The sequence below is a fragment of the Maribellus sediminis genome (genome assembly GCF_011799805.1).
Classification (GTDB): domain Bacteria; phylum Bacteroidota; class Bacteroidia; order Bacteroidales; family Prolixibacteraceae; genus Draconibacterium; species Draconibacterium sediminis_A.
The window spans coordinates 417,089-435,928 of sequence record NZ_WXUB01000002.1 but is presented as its reverse complement, the minus strand read 5'-3'; the positions used below and the strand labels follow the sequence as shown (position 1 = coordinate 435,928).

The 18,840-nt window shown below is 41.3% G+C and carries 8 protein-coding genes; all 8 read left to right on the top strand.

The features are described 5' to 3' along the window. The 8 genes from HFD85_RS08355 (at position 1) to HFD85_RS08320 (ending at position 18,829) form a co-directional block, all read left to right on the top strand. The gene (locus tag HFD85_RS08355; protein ID WP_240925041.1) at positions 1-2,136 is read left to right on the top strand and encodes an ATP-dependent helicase; all 2,136 of its coding nucleotides are present in this window, start codon (positions 1-3) and stop codon (positions 2,134-2,136) included. 496 nt (positions 2,137-2,632) lie between these two features. Beyond that, positions 2,633-2,818: a hypothetical protein gene (locus HFD85_RS08350; RefSeq protein ID WP_167607607.1), complete on the top strand. Its 186-nt coding sequence runs from the start codon at positions 2,633-2,635 to the stop codon at positions 2,816-2,818. 855 nt (positions 2,819-3,673) lie between these two features. Continuing rightward, complete coding sequence (locus tag HFD85_RS08345) at positions 3,674-7,687, top strand: hybrid sensor histidine kinase/response regulator transcription factor (RefSeq protein ID WP_167607604.1); 4,014 nt, start codon at positions 3,674-3,676, stop codon at positions 7,685-7,687. Positions 7,688-7,805: 118 nt separating this feature from the next. Continuing rightward, the gene (locus tag HFD85_RS08340; RefSeq protein ID WP_240925021.1) at positions 7,806-10,979 is read left to right on the top strand and encodes a SusC/RagA family TonB-linked outer membrane protein; all 3,174 of its coding nucleotides are present in this window, start codon (positions 7,806-7,808) and stop codon (positions 10,977-10,979) included. 21 nt (positions 10,980-11,000) lie between these two features. Next, on the top strand, positions 11,001-12,644 hold the full coding sequence (locus HFD85_RS08335; protein WP_167607601.1) for a RagB/SusD family nutrient uptake outer membrane protein: 1,644 nt from the start codon (positions 11,001-11,003) through the stop codon (positions 12,642-12,644). Between the two features lie 23 nt (positions 12,645-12,667). Beyond that, on the top strand, positions 12,668-13,492 hold the full coding sequence (locus HFD85_RS08330; RefSeq protein ID WP_167607598.1) for a hypothetical protein: 825 nt from the start codon (positions 12,668-12,670) through the stop codon (positions 13,490-13,492). A 528-nt stretch (positions 13,493-14,020) separates the two neighbouring features. After that, the gene (locus HFD85_RS08325; protein WP_206081915.1) at positions 14,021-17,221 is read left to right on the top strand and encodes a SusC/RagA family TonB-linked outer membrane protein; all 3,201 of its coding nucleotides are present in this window, start codon (positions 14,021-14,023) and stop codon (positions 17,219-17,221) included. Between the two features lie 12 nt (positions 17,222-17,233). Further along, complete coding sequence (locus HFD85_RS08320) at positions 17,234-18,829, top strand: RagB/SusD family nutrient uptake outer membrane protein (RefSeq protein WP_167607595.1); 1,596 nt, start codon at positions 17,234-17,236, stop codon at positions 18,827-18,829. Positions 18,830-18,840: the final 11 nt, after the last annotated feature.

Genomic DNA, 18,840 nt, shown 5'->3' with positions numbered 1-18,840 from the left:
ATGGACAACCTGCCTAAAATAAAGCCCAATGACAGCTTAAAAGAGCTGTTCGACCTCGTAAGTCGGGAAAACCAATTCGTTTCAGGTAAAGCGATGAAGCAGGACAATAAAGAGTCATCACGCGATCAGTATTACCCGGAACTACAAATCGACGATTGTACCCTGGAACGAATCTCTAGCCTTCAAAGAATTGCAGCTTCCATCGAGACTAAATTGGTGAGTCACTCTATGGATCCGGCGAAGCAGTTTAAAATTGACTACAAAAGTCAGCTAAACAGCGAACAGTTAAGTGCAGTATTGGAGATCAATAATCCATTACTTGTTATTGCCGGTGCCGGCAGTGGTAAAACACGGGTGATAACCTATAAGGTAAGCTACCTGATCGAAAATGGGTATCTGCCGGAAGAGATCCTGTTACTAACCTTTACAAAGAAGGCATCAAAAGAAATGCTCAACAGGGTAAGTGCGCTTCTGAAAGGTGATTACCCGCGTAATGTATTTGGTGGAACGTTTCATTCTTTCGCCAATTATATCCTGCGTAAATACCACCAGTTGATTAATATGCCTCCCAATTTTACAATTATCGATACTCAGGATGCCGCTGACATTATTGATCTGGTGAAAACAGAAATGAAACTTGGAATCCAAAAGAATAACAGAGCATTCCCGAGAAAAGACACCATTTACGATATTATATCCAAGGCAAGCAATCTTGAACGGTCAACAGACGAAATCATCGAAGCCTACTATGGAAATCTTGAAGTGTATAAGCAGGAAATAAACACGATCAATGACTATTTTAAACGCTACAAACAAGTGTCTAACTTACTCGATTATGACGATTTGTTGGACAAGCTACGGTTCGAGCTGAAAAACAATACGCCGTTTAGAAATGCCCTGCAAAATAGGTTTAAATACATTCTGGTAGACGAATATCAGGATACGAATCTTGCTCAGGACGAAATCGTTGAGTTACTTACAGGAAACCGCAGTTGTGTAACCGTCGTGGGGGACGACATGCAGTCAATCTACTCATTTCGTGGGGCTAATTTTGAAAACATACTATGTTTCCCAGCCAAATACCCAAGCTGTAAAGTGGTAAAGATTGAAACGAACTATCGGAGCAGTAAGCAGATCCTGAATTTTACAAATAAGATCGTAGAATCGGCTCCTCTTGGGTTTAAGAAGAAACTGGCTGGAATAAAGGAATCGCCAAATGTTCCATCCATTAAGAAATTTTATAATCCGGAACTGGAAGCTACCTTTATTGTAGATAAGATGCTTGAATTACGGAACCACGAAGTACCTTTAACAGAGATCGTTGTTTTGGTCAGGGCAATGTGGCACTCGAACTATGTCCAGGCTGAGCTTATGAAACGATCGATCCCGTTTGTTGTGATCGGTGGTATCAAGTTCGTTGAGCGGCGGCACGTCAAGGACGTTCTGGCCTTTTTGAAGATAAGCTTCAACCTTATGGATGCCGTTTCATGGCACCGGGTATTGAAACTGGTCAGGGGTATCGGAAAGGTTACAGCTCGCGAAATTGTGAGCGAAATCAGAGCCAAAAATGGGGCAGTGGATTTCTCCAGCTTTAGAGGGAAAAAGTATGCCGAAGCATTAAATGCGTTATCCGGCCTGATTAATGGCTTACTCAAATTGCAACAGAATCCGGTGCAGGCCATTGAAGATATTTTGAATTATTACCGGCCCGTTCTGGAAGGAATTGAGGCCGATGCTGAAATAAGGTTCAAGGATCTGGATGTACTTGTTGGACTTGCTTCGAAATATGATTCTGTGGAACGCTTTTTAAGTGATTTTACGCTGGAACCACCATCAAATAAATTTCAGGATTCAGTAACTCCATTATTCGATCAATCAGACGAAAAACCGGTCACCATATCGACGATCCATTCTGCGAAAGGACTTGAATGGCACACCGTTTTTATCCCCTTCGCTTTGGACGGAATGATCCCTTCGGTTAAGTCCCTAAATTCGATTGATGAAGTGGAAGAGGAGCGTAGACTATTTTACGTAGCATGTAGCCGAACTAAGGAAAATCTTTACATCACTATGCCTTCGTTCGTTTCTTCATGGGATGCAGTTTTCACCCTGCCGTCGAGGTTTCTTCCAAATTGAAGTCGCTAAAGATTCTATTGAGTAGCTGACCTCCTGATTACATGTCATAATGTCTAGGATCAGAATGAAATGAATATCAGTGCATCATATTCACATATAAGAGTTGTATGACGAGCACAGGTTGTTATATGTCGCCTGTATTTGTACAAAGGGAAACCTGATAGTTACAATGCCATGATAAATGGCATTTAAAGATGCGTTTTTTTAGCTGTCAACGATGTATGTAGTAGAAATTCGGTAATTAAAGGTAAAGAGCATATGAACGAAGAACTATGCAAGCCAAGCTAAATTTACGCTGAAACACTGAAATGTTAGAAGGCGATAACTTATCGCTAGAGGAACAACTTATTATTATTTAGTCGTTGTAGAATTTTACAAAATTTATCAAGATTATTGACAGTCATTCGGCTGGAATGGGTCAGTATAATTACTACGGATATTTTATTGGATTAAAGCAAGGTGAGATCCCATTTGATGTAATGTAATGTTACCATTAATGAAACATGGCATTGATACACGGCTATTGGAACTTCATATTGACATTAATGCTTCGAAAATTGAAGAGTACATTTCATTGATTTACCAGTATCGGATATTTGATACAATGAAAACCAACTTGAAAAGGTACTTATGGGACACTGCTAATTCAACTGGACTGATGGACAGTATTTGGGTGGAGTAGGGAAACTTACATTTTGATTCAAACTTATAACATAAATTTTATGCTATTCTGAAGAATTTCAATCCATAGGTCAACTTGTCAAAGCGAAATCTATTATATTTTGAATTATGATTTTGGGAATTTCTTTTCTATTTATGTTCAATATATGCTTTACCTCAGCAGAACTACTAAGTAAGTTTGCTTGATATAGATATTAAAAATCAAAGCTAAACTTATGTATCATAATCTATTTAAATATTCACATCGTCTAATTAATTTGCGCACCTGCCTGGTTGGTAAAATTACTGAAGTATTCAAATTGCATTTCGTTTTAGTAGTGCTGATCTCCGTTATCTGCTTTTCTCAATTAAATGCCCAGAATTTCAGGAACCGGCCCAAAACGCCAAATATTAAATTCGCAATAATATCCTTTCTTACTTACAATTTCCGGTTGTTCCATTGATCCAGTTTTCTTTTGGAAGCTTTCGATAGTATTGTGCGCCATATTTACAAGTTCAGACTTTCGATAATATTTAATGAAGCAAAAATGAGACCTATTAGCTCAGCAGAGCGTATAAACATTAAAATGTTTAGTCAGGCAGTTGACTAGTTATTTAAAAAATTATTTAATGGGTAGTGATGAAAGATTAATACAATTTTGTTTCTGATAAAAATTAGTATGCTATAAAAATACAATATCACTGAAGGATATTGAGAAATCTGCCCGATTCACTTTGCGTTTTCATCGGATGGAATATTTAAAGTTAACATGTTACATCATGATACTATATTTGATACCAAATGACCCCATAATAAATTGTTGTTAAACTTCTGTACATTACATTTTTCCATATCTTGGTAGGTCAATAAATTACAATGAAGCACGGAAAACATAATAAAAGGATAGGAGGCTTATTGGGCTTGCTTGTTTTCTTTGTTTCGGTGGTTGTCCAGTCAATAGCTCAACCGTCTTATGTTTTCCTCCACCTGACAACAAAGGATGGGCTTTCAAACGGCAATGTCAGCTCAATTCTAAAAGACAGCTATGGTTTTTTGTGGGTTGGTACAGAATACGGCCTGAATCGTTATGACGGGTACGGATTTAAAACATATACCACAGAAGCCAACCTTTCGAATTCCATGCTGTCGAATAATATCCAGGGAATGCAGGAAGATGGATTGGGTAACATTTGGATCAGTACTGGCACCTACACGGTGTACAACCGCGACAAAGATAATTTTATAAACGATGTTCCTGGTTTTTTACAAAGATTTGAAATAGTAGTTGATGGCAATTACAGGGTATACATTGATGAGGAAAAAGACTTGTGGGTTTTGAATGGGCAGCAACTCTTTTTTTATGATACACAAAAAGAAGTGTTAAAAACATTTAGCTTGAATCTGAGGCTGGACGATGTTGTAGCAGTTGAGTTGAGCGATGACGGGAAGAACCTGTATAGTTTTTTGAGGCCAGGCCTTTTGTGGCAAATAAACAAACAAACCGGCAGACAACAAGTGCTTGATTTGCCTGATGATTTTAATCCTCAATTAGATAACAAACTTTATGCTGATTATAAGGGCGGCTTATGGCTTTGGTCGAGTAGTACCGATGTGGTTTTTTACAGGAAAAAACCAACGGTTGCATGGGTAAGGTTACAGCTAAAAACAGAAGGACAACCCAAGCGTATGTTGCGTTTTATGGATGACAGAAACGGGCATATCTGGATTGGTACCGACCATAACGGGCTGCTGATTTATAATGTGGCCAGCGGAGAGGTAATAAATTTGCAGGAAGATCAGAATATAAGTTCGTCAATTGCCTCTAATCATATTGAATATTTATACCATGATGACAATGGGATTATATGGATAGGGCACAATAAAAATGGTATTTCGTATTATCATAACAGTTTACAGAGTGTCGTAAATGTTGAGCAGGCAAATTGTGAGGATGTAAGCGTAATTCTTGAAGATAGTGGTGGTAGAATATGGTTGGGTACCGATGGAAATGGATTATTTGTAAAAGATAAGAAAAAGGGTATCAGGCAGCTATCAGTCCCGAAAAGTCCGATAGTGTCGCTTTTGGAGGACCGGAAAGGACGAATATGGATCGGGACATATTTAGATGGCCTTTATCGTTATGATAACGGAAAGGTTGACCGGTTTTCTACTGAAAACAGCGACCTAGCAGGCAATAATATCTGGAGTTTGAAAGAAGACCGGTATGGCAATCTATGGATAGGTACTTTGGGGGGAGCTATACAGCTATTGCGCAACGGAGAGGAGGATTTAAACTCAATGGAGATTGAGTGTGAAGGAATGCAGCACCCAATGGATATGTTTTATGATGGAGGCGATAAATTATACATTGCAACTGTTTACGGCCTGTATATTGTTGATATAAAAACAAACGATTGCAGCAGTTACCTGGGAAATAGATCAGGTACACAGAATTTCAAACAGGGGTTAATTAGCAGTGTGTACAAAGACAGTAGGGACAATATTTGGCTGGGGCACGCCGAAGGATTGAGTTTATGGGATGTAAAGAAAGATACCATCTATTACATTGATAAAACAAATGGTCTGCGTGATAACATCATTCGCGGTATTGTTGAAGATGATCATCAAAACCTTTGGGTAACAACAAGTAACGGGCTTTCTGTAATTACTGCAGAACAAGACAGGCAAGGCAACCTAATGATTACTTGTGAAAACTTTACAGATGAAGACGGACTGATTGATAACTATTTTAATAATCGTGCTATTTGTAAAGTTCGTAGCGGAGATATTCTTGTTGGTGGCACCGAAGGATATTCAGTTGTTAATCCAAATAAAATGCTGGAGAAAAACCAACCTCCCGCTAAGGTAATTTTTACAGGCTTGAGTGTGGGGATTGATCAAATCGCGGTCGACTCGCTTTACAAAGGACGTAAATTGCTGGAACGTCCTATGGAACTGACTCGTTCGTTGACATTTCGGTACACCGATAAGTTAATTCAAATAAAATATACAACAGGCGATTTGTTATATCCCAATAAGGTGAGATACGCCTACCGAATGAAAGCATTACAGGAACAATGGCAAAACACTTCGGAAAACCGGATTGTGTTTTCTTCTTTAGCACCAGGCGATTATGAACTTGAAATAAAAGCATGCAATAGCGATGGCGAATGGAGCGATCAGGTTACCTATTTGGATATTAAAGTAACTCCTCCATTTTATTTGTCGGGCTGGGCTTGGGGCCTGTACATTTTGTCGGGAATTTCTTTTGTTGTTTACAGTATATATAGAAGCCGAAGGAAACAAAAAATGAAGCTCGAAGCGCAAAGATTACAATTGGTACGAGAACAGGAAACTAATCTTTATGAAATGAAGCTTCGGTTTTTTACAAATATAAGTCATGATCTTCGTACACCGCTTACACTAATACTCACACCCTTGCAAACATTATTAAATGGATCAATGGATGCTGGCTTACGTAAAAAGCTAGAAATGATAAACAAAAGTGCCGAGCAGTTATTGCACATAATCAACACCTTGCTTGATTTCCGGAAACTGGATGCGGGAGGTGAGGTTTTGAGGAGTAAACAAGGAGATTTGGTGAGCTTTATCAGGGAGTTGTGTTTCACATTTCAGGGTACTGCCGCCGAACGCCAGATTGAGTTTTCATTTGATAGCAAACTAAAAGTGCTGACAACACAATTTGATCCGGACAAATTACGGAAGGTAATGTTGAATTTGCTTTCCAATGCTTTTAAATTTACGCCTGATGGTGGAGTTGTAACAGTTTGTATTTCCCGGGAAGATGATGATATTTATTTGTCTGTGTCGGACTCGGGAGATGGAATTTTGGACATTGACAAGCCCCATGTATTCGACCGGTTTTTCCAGTCTTCCCGGCACCCTGAAAAAACGGGAAGTGGAATTGGGTTGCATATTGTGAATGAATATGTTCGGTTGCACGAAGGTAGTATCACCGTTGAGGATAACAAACCTCAGGGAAGTACATTTTTAGTCAGGCTTCCGGTTTGGAATGAAGATATTCAGGATGAGCTCTCCGATGATACAACAGGGAATGAAGAGCAGTTTGAACAGGAACAGGAAGTGGAACAAAGGATTGCTGCCAATCCGGTACTTCTGTTTGTGGATGATAACAAAGATTTTTGTGAGTTTATGGCCGACAGCCTTTCAGATGAATATACAGTATTAGTGGCCTATAACGGACAAGAAGCTCTGGACCAATTACAGGAGAATGATATATCTATAGTGGTGAGCGACGTAATGATGCCTGTTATGAGCGGAACTGAACTTTGTGAAAAAATTAAAACCAATATCCAGTGGTCACATATTCCTGTGATCTTGTTGACCGCACGTACTACGGAAGAATATCAGTTGGAAGGACTGAAACTGGGAGCTGATGATTATCTCACCAAACCCTTTAATTTCAATTTATTAAAACTGCGCATTCGAAAATTTCTTGAATGGACAGAGAAGTGCCATCTTTCCTTTAGCCAGAAAATGGATGTTTCTCCCTCCGAGATAACAATTACTTCGCTGGATGAACAACTGATAGAGGATGCTATTAAGGCAGTTGAAGAACACATTGATGATCCCGAATTTTCGGTTGAAGATCTTGGCAGTTTGGTTGGCCTTAGCAGGGGCCACTTGTATAAAAAATTAATGAGCATCACAGGAAAAGGGCCCGCTGAGTTTATCCGTACAATTCGTTTAAAACGCGGTCGCCAGCTTTTGGAGAAAAGTCAGTTACATATAGCCGAAATTGCTTATGCAGTCGGCTTCAACTCCCCTAAAAGATTCTCTGTTAACTTCAAAAATGAATTTGGTATTTCTCCTTCCGACTATCTACGCAGACTAAATAATCCCAATTAAGACATCGTTGTCCTATATTAAATACATGGCATACCCTGTACTGGTGTTGTCGATCCCTAATTTCGCCGCTGATATTGAGCTGATTAAAAGCTAATTTACTAATCTAAATTTATGTTGTATGAAAAAAACGCGTAGTTTTTTAATATGGCGGGGGGCTACAATTAGGAGTCTTTATGTCATTTTGTTAATGGTAATATGGGGCGTTCCTTCCTTCGGACAAAACATTGCAATTTCCGGAAAGGTAAAATCTCAACACGATGGAGAGTCTTTGCCGGGTGTTAGCATTGTTGTAAAAGGAACAAGCCGGGGAACAATTACTGATGTTGATGGAAAATATACATTGCAAGATGTTCCCGGAGATGGAGTTCTCGTCTTTTCTTTCGTGGGGATGAAAAAGACCGAAATTGGGGTAGCAGGAAGAAGTACGATAGATGTTACAATGGAAGAAGACGCTATCGGACTGGAAGAAATTGTTGCTGTTGGTTATGGCGTTCAAAAGAAAAAATTGGTAACCGGTGCTACCGTTCAGGTGAAGGGTGAGGAATTGGCAAAAATGAATACCACTAACCCATTGCAAGCTTTGCAAGGAAAAACTCCTGGTGTGAACATTTCATCTACTTCAGGGCAACCAGGAGCTGGCATGAAAGTGACCATTCGCGGTTTAGGTACAATCGGTAGTTCACAACCATTGTATATTGTTGATGGAGTAGAAGGTGATATTACAACCCTGAATGCAGCAGATATCGAGTCAATTGATGTTTTAAAAGATGCTGCTTCGGCCGCGATTTATGGATCGCAGGCAGCTAATGGTGTAATTCTTATTACAACAAAACAAGGTAAGAAAGGACATGGCCAGGTTTCATTCGATGCATATCGAGGCATTCAGAATGTTGAAAGGAAAGTTCCGTTATTGAATGCAAAGGAATACCGGATGATTATGGATGAGCAACAGATTAACTCTGGTCTCAATCCTTTCGACTGGGAAGCAAAGGATGGCTATCTCGCTGATACCGACTGGATGGGGCAGATGCTAAAGGAAGATGCTAAAACCGAAAATTATTCGCTGAATATTAGTGGTGGTTCTGAAACTTCCATTTATGCTATGTCGCTTAGTTATACTTCGCAGGAAGGTGTGGTTGGCGGTTCCGCAGTATCGAACTACGATCGGTATGGATTCAGGTTAAACACCGAACACAAAGTGTACAAAGATGTGCTTGTTGTGGGGCAGCATCTAAACCTGAATTTTATCGACACTAAAGGCATCAGCGATGGGAACCAATACAATAATACGTTGCGTAGTGCTTTTAATACTTCTCCTTTAGCACCTGTATATAGCGATAATAATATTTACGGCAGTCCTTTTAACGATACCAGTGACGCAAAATGGAATAAGGCCGATGGTAACCCATACGGTGCCATGTTAACCAACCATAGGATAAACAGAAGCCAAAGACTTTTAGGCGACGTTTACGCCGAATTGGAACCCATTAAAAACCTGAAGGTAAGAACCGTTTTTGGACTCAACTACTATTCTTCCAATTCCCGGGGTTTTACTCCCTATTATCGGTTTTCGATTTATTCGTACAACGAAGACCATGAAACTGTTAGCCAGGGTATGAGCAGCGGTTTTACGCTAACCTGGACGAATACGGTAGGGTACAACTTCGATATTAATGAAGATCACGCTTTTAGCGTATTGCTCGGAACTGAGTCGGTAAGATATCAAGGCATAGGAATGTCAGGTAGCAACTGGAACCTGGTACCGCAATTGGATGATTTTGGACATGCCTATTTGGATAATACAACAGGAGTAGCTCATCTTGCCGATGACGGAACAACGGTTATTAAAACAAAATCTGTTGGAGGTGCTCCTTCGGTTGATTATCGCCGCCTTTCGTATTTTGGAAGAATTGGGTACAACTACAAGGAAAAATATATTTTAAACGCAACGTTGAGAGCTGACGGTTCTTCTAAGTTTGCTCCAGGTAACCATTGGGGCTATTTCCCTTCGGTTTCTGCTGGTTGGACAATCAGCGAAGAGTCTTTTATGAGTTCAACAAAAGGCTGGCTCGAACAACTGAAACTACGCGCAAGCTGGGGACAGGTTGGTAACCAGAGTATTCCCGATTTTAAATACGCCTCACTAATCAGTACTTCAACTGCAGTTAGTGGCAACAATCCGGCAGCATTTTACAACTTTGGTAACGCCGGAGTAAACACTCCGGGAGCTTACCAGGGGCAATTGTCAAACGAAAGCCTGCGTTGGGAAACATCGGAACAAACTGACATCGGTTTTGATTCCCGCTTTCTGAAGGGGCGTTTAACCGTAAGCGGAGACTACTATGTAAAAACTACCAAAGACTGGTTGGTGCAAGCGCCGGTACCAGCAACTGCCGGTGCAAAAGCACCGTGGATTAATGGTGGTAGTGTGAAAAACAAAGGGGTTGAACTGGCTGTCAACTGGAACGACAATATTAATGATTTCAGCTATTACATCGGGGTGAATGGCGCTTATAATAAAAACTCAGTAGGGCTAATTCCAACTGCAGATGGAATTGTACATGGGTTGACAAATATGCTTTATGCCAACTCAGAAGAATTTTATCGGACAGAAAACGGATATGCCATTGGATATTTCTGGGGATACGAAACCAATGGGCTTTTCCAGAATCAGGAGGATATTGATGCATGGATGGCAGCCGGAAAAGGAATTTTGCAGCCTGGTGGTGCTACGCCTGGCGATGTGAAATTTGTTGATCAGAATATGGATGGTGTAATTGACAACAACGATAAAGTTGATCTAGGCAACGGTCTTCCAAAATTAAGTGGAGGATTTAACTTTGGCTTCCAATATAAAAACTTCGATTTTGGCGTTGATGCCAGTTTTTCGATGGGCAGCAAAATCGTTCAATCGTACGGACAGGTTGGGCAGCAATCAAATTACACCACTGCTATATTACAACGTTGGACCGGAGAAGGTACATCAAATCGTATTCCTCGCGTAACGGTAAATAATCTGAACTGGATATTCTCTGATTTGTATGTGCACGATGGAGATTATTTACGGATAAGCAATGTTAGCCTTGGTTATGACTTTTCAAAACTGATTAATTTGAAAGCAATCAGTCAATGCCGGTTATATACTTCGGTACAGAATGCCTTTACATTTACCAAGTACAATGGTATGGATCCTGAAATCGGATATGGTGTGGAATCCTGGGTTTCCGGTGTTGATTTAGGATATTATCCACGTCCGAGAACGGTACTGGTTGGAGTTAATCTTAAATTTTAAATCAATTAAATGAAAATTATTATGAAGAGATTAAGATTATATATCATGATAGCCGGGGTAATAACTCTGGGGCTTTTATCATCATGTACAGACAGCTTTTTGAATGTCGAGCCAAAAACTCAGCTTCTGGATGCAAACTTTTACAAAACGCAAGCCGATGCCGAGATGGCATTGGTGGGGTGTTATGATGGTTATCAAGTTACTGTTACTGCATTTTCGTTCTATTTAACTTCGGTAGTTGCAGCTGACGAATGCCTCGGTGGCGGTGGTGCCAACGACGGCAGAGGCTTACAATTGATGGATCGGTTTGACAAGAGCCAGTCACCGGCAGATGTTGATATCTTCAACGATGGATGGAAATTGTATTATACAGGTATTTATCGTTGTAACACTTTGTTGAAAAAACTTCCTGATGTTGTGGAATGGGATTCCGGCGAAGCTGCTACAGATTCGATTGCAAAGAACCGTATTGAAGGTGAAGCACGTTTTATACGGGCTTTGGAGTATTTTGAATTGGTTCGTCTTTTCGAACGTGTTCCATTGTTGACCGAACCTACCACAGACTACGTTCCACAGGCAGACCCTGCAGATACATATAAGCAGATCGTTGAGGATCTTAAATTTGCAGTGGAAAATATACCGGCAGATGCTTACCCAAAAGCACAGGCCGCAACAAACGACGGGCGTGCAACACGGTATGCCGCAGAAGCACTGCTGGCACGTGTTTATCTGTTTTACACCGGCTACTATGGAAAGGACGATCTTGGGATAACCAAACAGGAAGTACTGGCCGGACTTGAAGATGTTATTTCCAGCAACGAGTTTGGTCTTGTTGAGGATTTTGAAACCCTCTGGCCAGCTGCTAGTTATGTTCCAAATTCCGACGATAATACATTAGACAAATCTGCGTATGCAGGCAAAGGCAACAAGGAAGTTGTGTTTGCTCAAAAATTCAACAGTACATCAGACTATAACGGTAATAGCGATGGAAATCGCTGGTTGGTGATGATGGGAATGCGCGGTACAAATTTCTCTCCTTATGGAAAAGGCTGGGGAGCTTGTACGGTTAATCCTAAGTTTATTGACACTTATGTAGCTGGCGATGTACGTAAAGCCGCTTCTGTTATCGACATAGTTGGAGAAGGTATTGAAGGCTCTTTTGATATTAACGATCAGCGCGAATACACTGGATATACCGTGAAAAAATATACGCCTACCGCTTTGCCTGACGGAACATCGGATACCGGTGGTTCAAAAGACTTCCAAATATCGCAGGATCAGGACTACATTCTTATTCGTTATGCCGATGTGCTGCTTATGGCTGCAGAACTTGGGTCATCCAATGCGTTGGATTACTTTAATCAAGTTCACACCCGTGCAGGTTTAGAAGCCGTTTCAGCAGTTGCTGCAAGCGATATTATGACCGAACGCAAATTTGAGTTTGCCTTTGAAGGGATTCGTTACTGGGACTTGTTACGTACCGGGTTGGATAACGCAGCGAGTGTAATTGCCGGGGCATCGCAAACTGTTGTGAGTGGCGGAGTTGAAGATCAGGTTACTTATGATGCTGCTAAATTTGAGGCTACAAAAGGATTTATGCAGATTCCTAATACGCAGATCACGCTCTCAAACGGAACGTTGACACAAAATCCAGGATGGGAATAAATGAACTTTAAATTACGATTATTATGAACAAGATATTAAGAATATTTTCGGTATTGTCATTGGTGGCAATCATGTTCACAGCATGTTTGCCCGACGAATATGAATTGCAGGAGCCGTTGGACAAAAGCGCAGTGAAATTCTCTGTGACGGTAGATTCTCAGAATCCAAATAAATTCTATCTGAAAAGTGAAACTCCGGGGGCTCAGCCATATTGGGTAACACCCGTAGGTACTTCAATTAAATTGGATGAGACCATAACCATACCGTTCCCTGGTGATTACACCATTACTTATACCGTTGAAACTCCCGGCGGACTTGTAACTGCGGATCCATACACGTTTACAATAACAACCGTAGACGAAGATTTTGTAAGCGATCCGATGTGGACATACCTTACCGGGGGGATTAACCAATCGAAAACCTGGGTGCTGGATTTGGATGCCAACGCTGTGAGCAAATACTTTGCGGGGCCATTTTATTTTGGTGGCACCGGATGGGAATGGGATCCTGCTTTTTCAGATATTCCGTGGGCTGGAGTTAGCGCCGGCGATTATGGAACCATGACCTTTGATTTGATTGGAAATGCGAATTTCACCTGTGACAATAAAATGTTCCCTGATTTATCAGGTACGGGTACTTTTATGTTGTTCCCGGAAAGCAGTGAATTGATCACTTATGGTGCCGAGGTTATTCATGATAAAGCACAAGGAGGCCAGGTTGCTAACTGGAATGCAATAATGACGATAAAAAGCCTTGACGCGGATCACATGCAATTGATTGCAAAAAAAGATCCAAACAACTGGTTAATCTATAACTATATTACAAAAGACTATTATGATTCACATTGATTAATAAATCTTGGGATTTGAATACGGGGCGGCTGTTTTTATATTAAAACAAGTTGCCCCTTTTTTTTGAAAAGTCAATAACACAAAGTGAAACTTCGAAACCCGCCAAGCCAACAATCAAGGGCCTTTACTATTTTTAAATTCTTCCTTCGAATACAAAAAATGTCAGGTAACGATGATTATCCCCGAAACATCAGGAACAAGTGCTTGAAAGATCTTTTAGCTTTTTACTTTCAATTCGGTTGACTCCGTCCCGTTTTTATCTTTTACCATGTTTCCGGTTTTGTTATCCTACTTATGATTAGGAGAGGTCGCCAGCCATAAAACGTTTAGCAGGTTTAAAGAATAGGATTAAACAGTTAGAGTTTAAAAGTTTACTAGAAACTATGGTCTGAGGCCACTTTCAAATAACACATAATCATCCCTCATAAAATACATGGTAGCCCCTCTATGGATGCTATTGGGTCTAAATTAGCAGCTGATATTGAGCTAATTAAAGCGGACTTTAATAATCTAAATTTATGTTCTATGAAAAAAACGCGAAGTTTTTTAATATGGCAAAGGGCTTCAGTTAGGAGTCTTTATGTCATTTTATTAATGGTACTATGGGGCATTCCTTCCTTCGGACAAAACATTGCAATTTCCGGGGTGGTAAAATCTCAGCACGAAGGAGAGTTTTTGCCTGGTGTTAGCATTGTTGTAAAAGGCACAGATCGAGGAACGATCACTGATGCTGATGGAAAATATTCATTGGAGGATGTTCCCGGAGATGGAGTCCTTGTTTTTTCTTTCGTGGGGATGAAAAAGACCGAAATTGAGGTTGCCGGAAGAAGAAAAATAGATGTAACAATGGAAAAAGAGTCTATCGGACTGGAAGAAGTAGTTGTTTCTGTTGGTTACGGTTGGGAAAAACGAAAAAACATTACCGGAGCGGTATCATCTGTTAACGCTGAGGAAATCAGCCAGTCGCAGTCGGTAACGCTAGAACAATCGCTTCAGGGGCGTATCCCGGGAATGATGGTTACACAAACATCCGGACAGCCAGGAGGCGCTGTCTCCGTACAAATTCGTGGTATTACGGGCTTTAGTAGTTCTGGTCCCTTGTATGTACTTGATGGGGTGGAACTACAGGGAATAGCCGGGGTTGGAGGCGGCACCAATCCGCTCGCCGGTATAAATCCTTCAGATATTGAATCGGTTGACGTTTTAAAAGATGCGTCTGCCACAGCTATTTACGGTTCAAAAGGAACCGATGGTGTAATCATTATTACAACCAAAAGGGGCCGGATAGCTCCACCTAAAATTACCTACGAATTTTCTGCCGGTACCCAACAGTTGACAGATAAACTGCCGGTGATGAACCTGAGAGAATTCGCCACCTTTGTAAACGAGCGTAATGCCGGTATTGGCTGGGGATTCGACGAACGACCAGAGCTGGCTAATCCCGAATACCTTGGCGAAGGTACCGATTGGCAGGAGGTTCTTTTCCGAAACGCACCTACATCAACTCATACGCTTACCGTTAGTGGGGGTGATACACGCACCCAGTATCTGCTGTCGGGAGCTTACCAAAGCGAGGAAGGCATTGCATTGGGGTCGAAGTTTGAGCGGGTTTCTTTTCGTCTAAACCTTGACAATAAAACGACTAATTGGCTAAAAATAGGTACAAGCCTTCAACTGGTGAATATTGATGAAAACATCAACAGCACAAATTCAAGTGTTATTAGGGCAGCTTTAGAGCAAACTCCTGATATTGCGGTACAGAACAACGACGGCAGTTGGGGTGGATCTACCAGTACCGTAGGATGGGTACAACAACGGGTTAACCCTTACGCAATTGCGTTAATTAATAAAAATGAGGCCAACCGGAAGCAGGTTTTTGGTAACCTTTATGCCGAAATTACCTTTACCAAAGACCTGGTGTTACGTAACGAAGCTTCAGGGAATTTTACCATAGCCACCAGAGATGTTTTTAACCCAAGTTACAAGATGGGAAATCTGGAGCGACTAATAAGCGAGGGGGCGTCTTATTTTAACGAAGGCGTTTATACCTCTTTAAAGAATTACCTTACATACTCCCACCAGTTTGACGATAAATACAGTTTAAAGGCAATGGCCGGTCACGAGGCGTCACTGGACAAATCACAATCTTTGGAGGCTTCACGTAAAAATTATCCGTCCAACAATGTGCAGGTAATAAATGGGGGCGATCCTACAACGGCAACAAATGGCGGAGCGAAAACCCATAGTTCCAAGGAATCGTTTTTTGGCCGTTTAAATTTGGGGATTAACGATAAATATTTGTTTACCGGGAACATTCGCGAGGACGGGTCTTCCATGTATGCCGAAGACAAACGCTGGATCTTGTCATACTCCGGCGCCCTGGCATGGAAAGTCAACAACGAGAATTTTTTGAAAGGTGTAAATAAAGTTAACGAATTAAAACTGCGTTTGGGTTATGGATTAACCAACAGGCAAGCCGGACGTAATTACGTTTACACATCAACGCTGGCCACTGTGCCTACCGGTGTAAGCACCGTATCGCAACTTACGCAAAACATTGCAAACCCTGATTTGGAATGGGAACAAACCGAAAGCTCCAATATTGGTCTCGACGCGACATTTTTTAACTGGCGTTTGAATTTTTCAGTCGATTTTTACCTGAAAAAGACTGAAGGCCTGGCCATGCAAACATCGCTACCCATGTACTCGGGTACCGCTATCGGCTGGAATCCAGGAGGGTTGGACGCACCATGGGTAAACGTAGGATCCATGGAAAACAAAGGATTTGATTTCAGAATCAGTTCTACCAATATACAGGGAAGAAACTTTACCTGGAAGACAGACCTGACGGTGTCGCGAAACATCAATAAGGTTTTAAAACTTAACGCAGACGGGGCACCTATCATGGGCCGGTACAGTAAGACGGTGGTTGGAAGATCAATTGGTGATTTTTACGGATACGTTGTTGATGGCGGCGTATTTGCATCGGCCATTGATGTTTTTGGCGATGAAGAAAATGGTATTAAGCCTCACGCCAGGCCGGTTAAAAATGGCGAAATCTTGCCATTTGCGAATGCTGCCGGAAGTATTTGGTATGGCGATCTCAAATTTAAAGATTTGAATGGCGACGGAATAATTGATGAAAAAGACCAAACCTATCTTGGTTCGCCAATTCCGAAAGTACAAATGGGGTTAAACAACACCTTTAATTATAGAAATTTTGATTTGAATGTATTTCTCAGTGCCAGTATTGGAAATAAAGTATTTAACGAATTGCGTGTAACCGCTGAAAATCCACGCTCAAGTTTTGGCTATTTCAATTCATTGAGCAATTATGCTAAACTAGAGCTAATTGATCAGGAAGGATCAGATACTGATCCTTATAATGTTATCGTTACCAATCCCGACACGGATATTCCGGGAGTTCGAAATGACAATACTAACGATAACCTGAGATTTTCTGACAAATTTATTGAAGACGGGTCTTTCGTTCGATGCAAAACTATTTCATTGGGGTATACCTTCTCTGAGAACCTGCTGAGTAGAGCTCACATCAGTGCCTTACGGGTTTATGCAAACGTTACCAATGCTTTTACAATCACAAAATATTCAGGTATGGATCCTGAAGTTGGATCGTGGGATCCAATAAATGCAGGTATTGATAATGGTTACTATCCTCAGGCCCGGAGGTTTACATTGGGTCTAAACATCACTTTGTCGAAATAAAAAACGAATGCTATGAAATTGAAATCAAAAATATTTTATCTGGCGCTTCTTTTTGCCGGATTATTGGCCTCCTGTAGTAAGGACTTTCTCGATCGCCCACCAATATCAGAGATCAGTACGGAAAACTTCTATCAAACTACATCTGATTTGAAACTGGCAACCGCTGCTTTATATGCCGGTGCGCCCTGGGCCGAGTATACCTATACCAGTTATTTAACCATAGGCGATGTGATGAGTGGAAACATGGTCCTCGGATATAATGACGATGCTGTTCAGCTCAATACCTTCTCGGTTACAGGCCTTAACGGAACTGTAATTGCCAACTGGAGAGGCATGTACAAGGTAATTGCCCATTGTAATACCACCATAAATGCGATAAATGCAAAAACACCGGAATCTGTTCCCGAAGCCGATAAAAATGCAGCCCTTGCCGAAGCCAGGTTTATTCGTGCATATGCTTACTATAACCTGGGGCTGTTATGGGGCGACGTTCCAATCATCGAAGACAATACCGAACTGATTAGTTCGCCTTTGGTTCCCCGCAACCTGGTGAATGATGTGTACCAGTTTATTGTAAACGACCTGACATTTGCCGCGCAGAATCTTCCTGAGGCGGTCGATTCAGACTGGGAGCGCGGAAGAGTTACCTCTTGGTCTGCTCAAGGGTTGCTGGCTAAAGTCTATTTGTCATGGTCAGGTTTAGATCCGCAAAGTATCGGAAGTCGTGACCAGGCACTTTTGGATAGTGCCAAAGTATATGCAGGCAATGTTTGTAAAAACAGTGGACTGGAATTGATGGAAAATTACGCGGATCTATTCAAAACAAAGAACAATTATAACGATGAAGCGCTGTTTGCTTTGCGTTGGGATCCCACCACCAGTGATTGGTTTCACGGGAATATGTTACAAATTTATTCTCCGGGCGGTACTGAAATTTCTGCCGACGGACAGGCTGGTTGGTTTGGAATCAGGCCCAGCTACGATATGTTTCTGCAATATTCAGAGGATGATACAATCCGACGCAAAGCAACCTTTATGTTTAAGGGCGATTTTTATCCGGAGTTAAACGCGGCCGCCGGCGGATATACTTTTACTGGCGAAAACGGACTAAAGAAACACATCATTGGAACGAAAAAAGATAACAACGTCCCAATTATGACCTTATATTCTTCTGCCGAGCATAACGCATTGCTGCGCATTGCTGATGTTTACTTGGTTTACGCCGAAGCAATTCTGGGTAACAACAGCTCAACCGGAGATGCTGATGCGCTGATGTACTTTAATAAAGTTCGTGAAAGGGCGGGGCTTCAGCCGTTAAACTTGATTGATGCCGATATTCTGCTTAAAGAACGAAGGATTGAGCTGGCTGCCGAAAGCCAGTATTGGGGGGATTTGGTAAGCCTTTCATACTACAACCCCCAGAAAGCGATCAGCCTTCTGAATGGAGGAGAGCGTGTTACCTTCAAATATAACGACGGAGTTGCGGAACCGGAGAATCCTTTTGGCGTTATTACGCCGGCTACAGCCAATTCTTTCAGGCTCCCAATCCCATCACCTGAAATAACGGCTAACCCAATGTTGTTAGACGCCCCCGTACCTTATTTTTAGTATAAAAGAAA

Excerpts from the sequence above, each read along its gene's own strand:
- HFD85_RS08355 (WP_240925041.1), top strand. The coding sequence starts at position 1 with ATGGACAACCTGCCTAAAATAAAGCCCAATGACAGCTTAAAAGAGCTG.
- HFD85_RS08345 (WP_167607604.1), top strand. The coding sequence starts at position 3,674 with ATGAAGCACGGAAAACATAATAAAAGGATAGGAGGCTTATTGGGCTTG.
- HFD85_RS08320 (WP_167607595.1), top strand. The coding sequence starts at position 17,234 with ATGAAATTGAAATCAAAAATATTTTATCTGGCGCTTCTTTTTGCCGGA.
- HFD85_RS08335 (WP_167607601.1), top strand. The coding sequence starts at position 11,001 with ATGAAGAGATTAAGATTATATATCATGATAGCCGGGGTAATAACTCTG.
- HFD85_RS08330 (WP_167607598.1), top strand. The coding sequence starts at position 12,668 with ATGAACAAGATATTAAGAATATTTTCGGTATTGTCATTGGTGGCAATC.
- HFD85_RS08350 (WP_167607607.1), top strand. The coding sequence starts at position 2,633 with ATGAAACATGGCATTGATACACGGCTATTGGAACTTCATATTGACATT.
- HFD85_RS08340 (WP_240925021.1), top strand. The coding sequence starts at position 7,806 with ATGAAAAAAACGCGTAGTTTTTTAATATGGCGGGGGGCTACAATTAGG.
- HFD85_RS08325 (WP_206081915.1), top strand. The coding sequence starts at position 14,021 with ATGAAAAAAACGCGAAGTTTTTTAATATGGCAAAGGGCTTCAGTTAGG.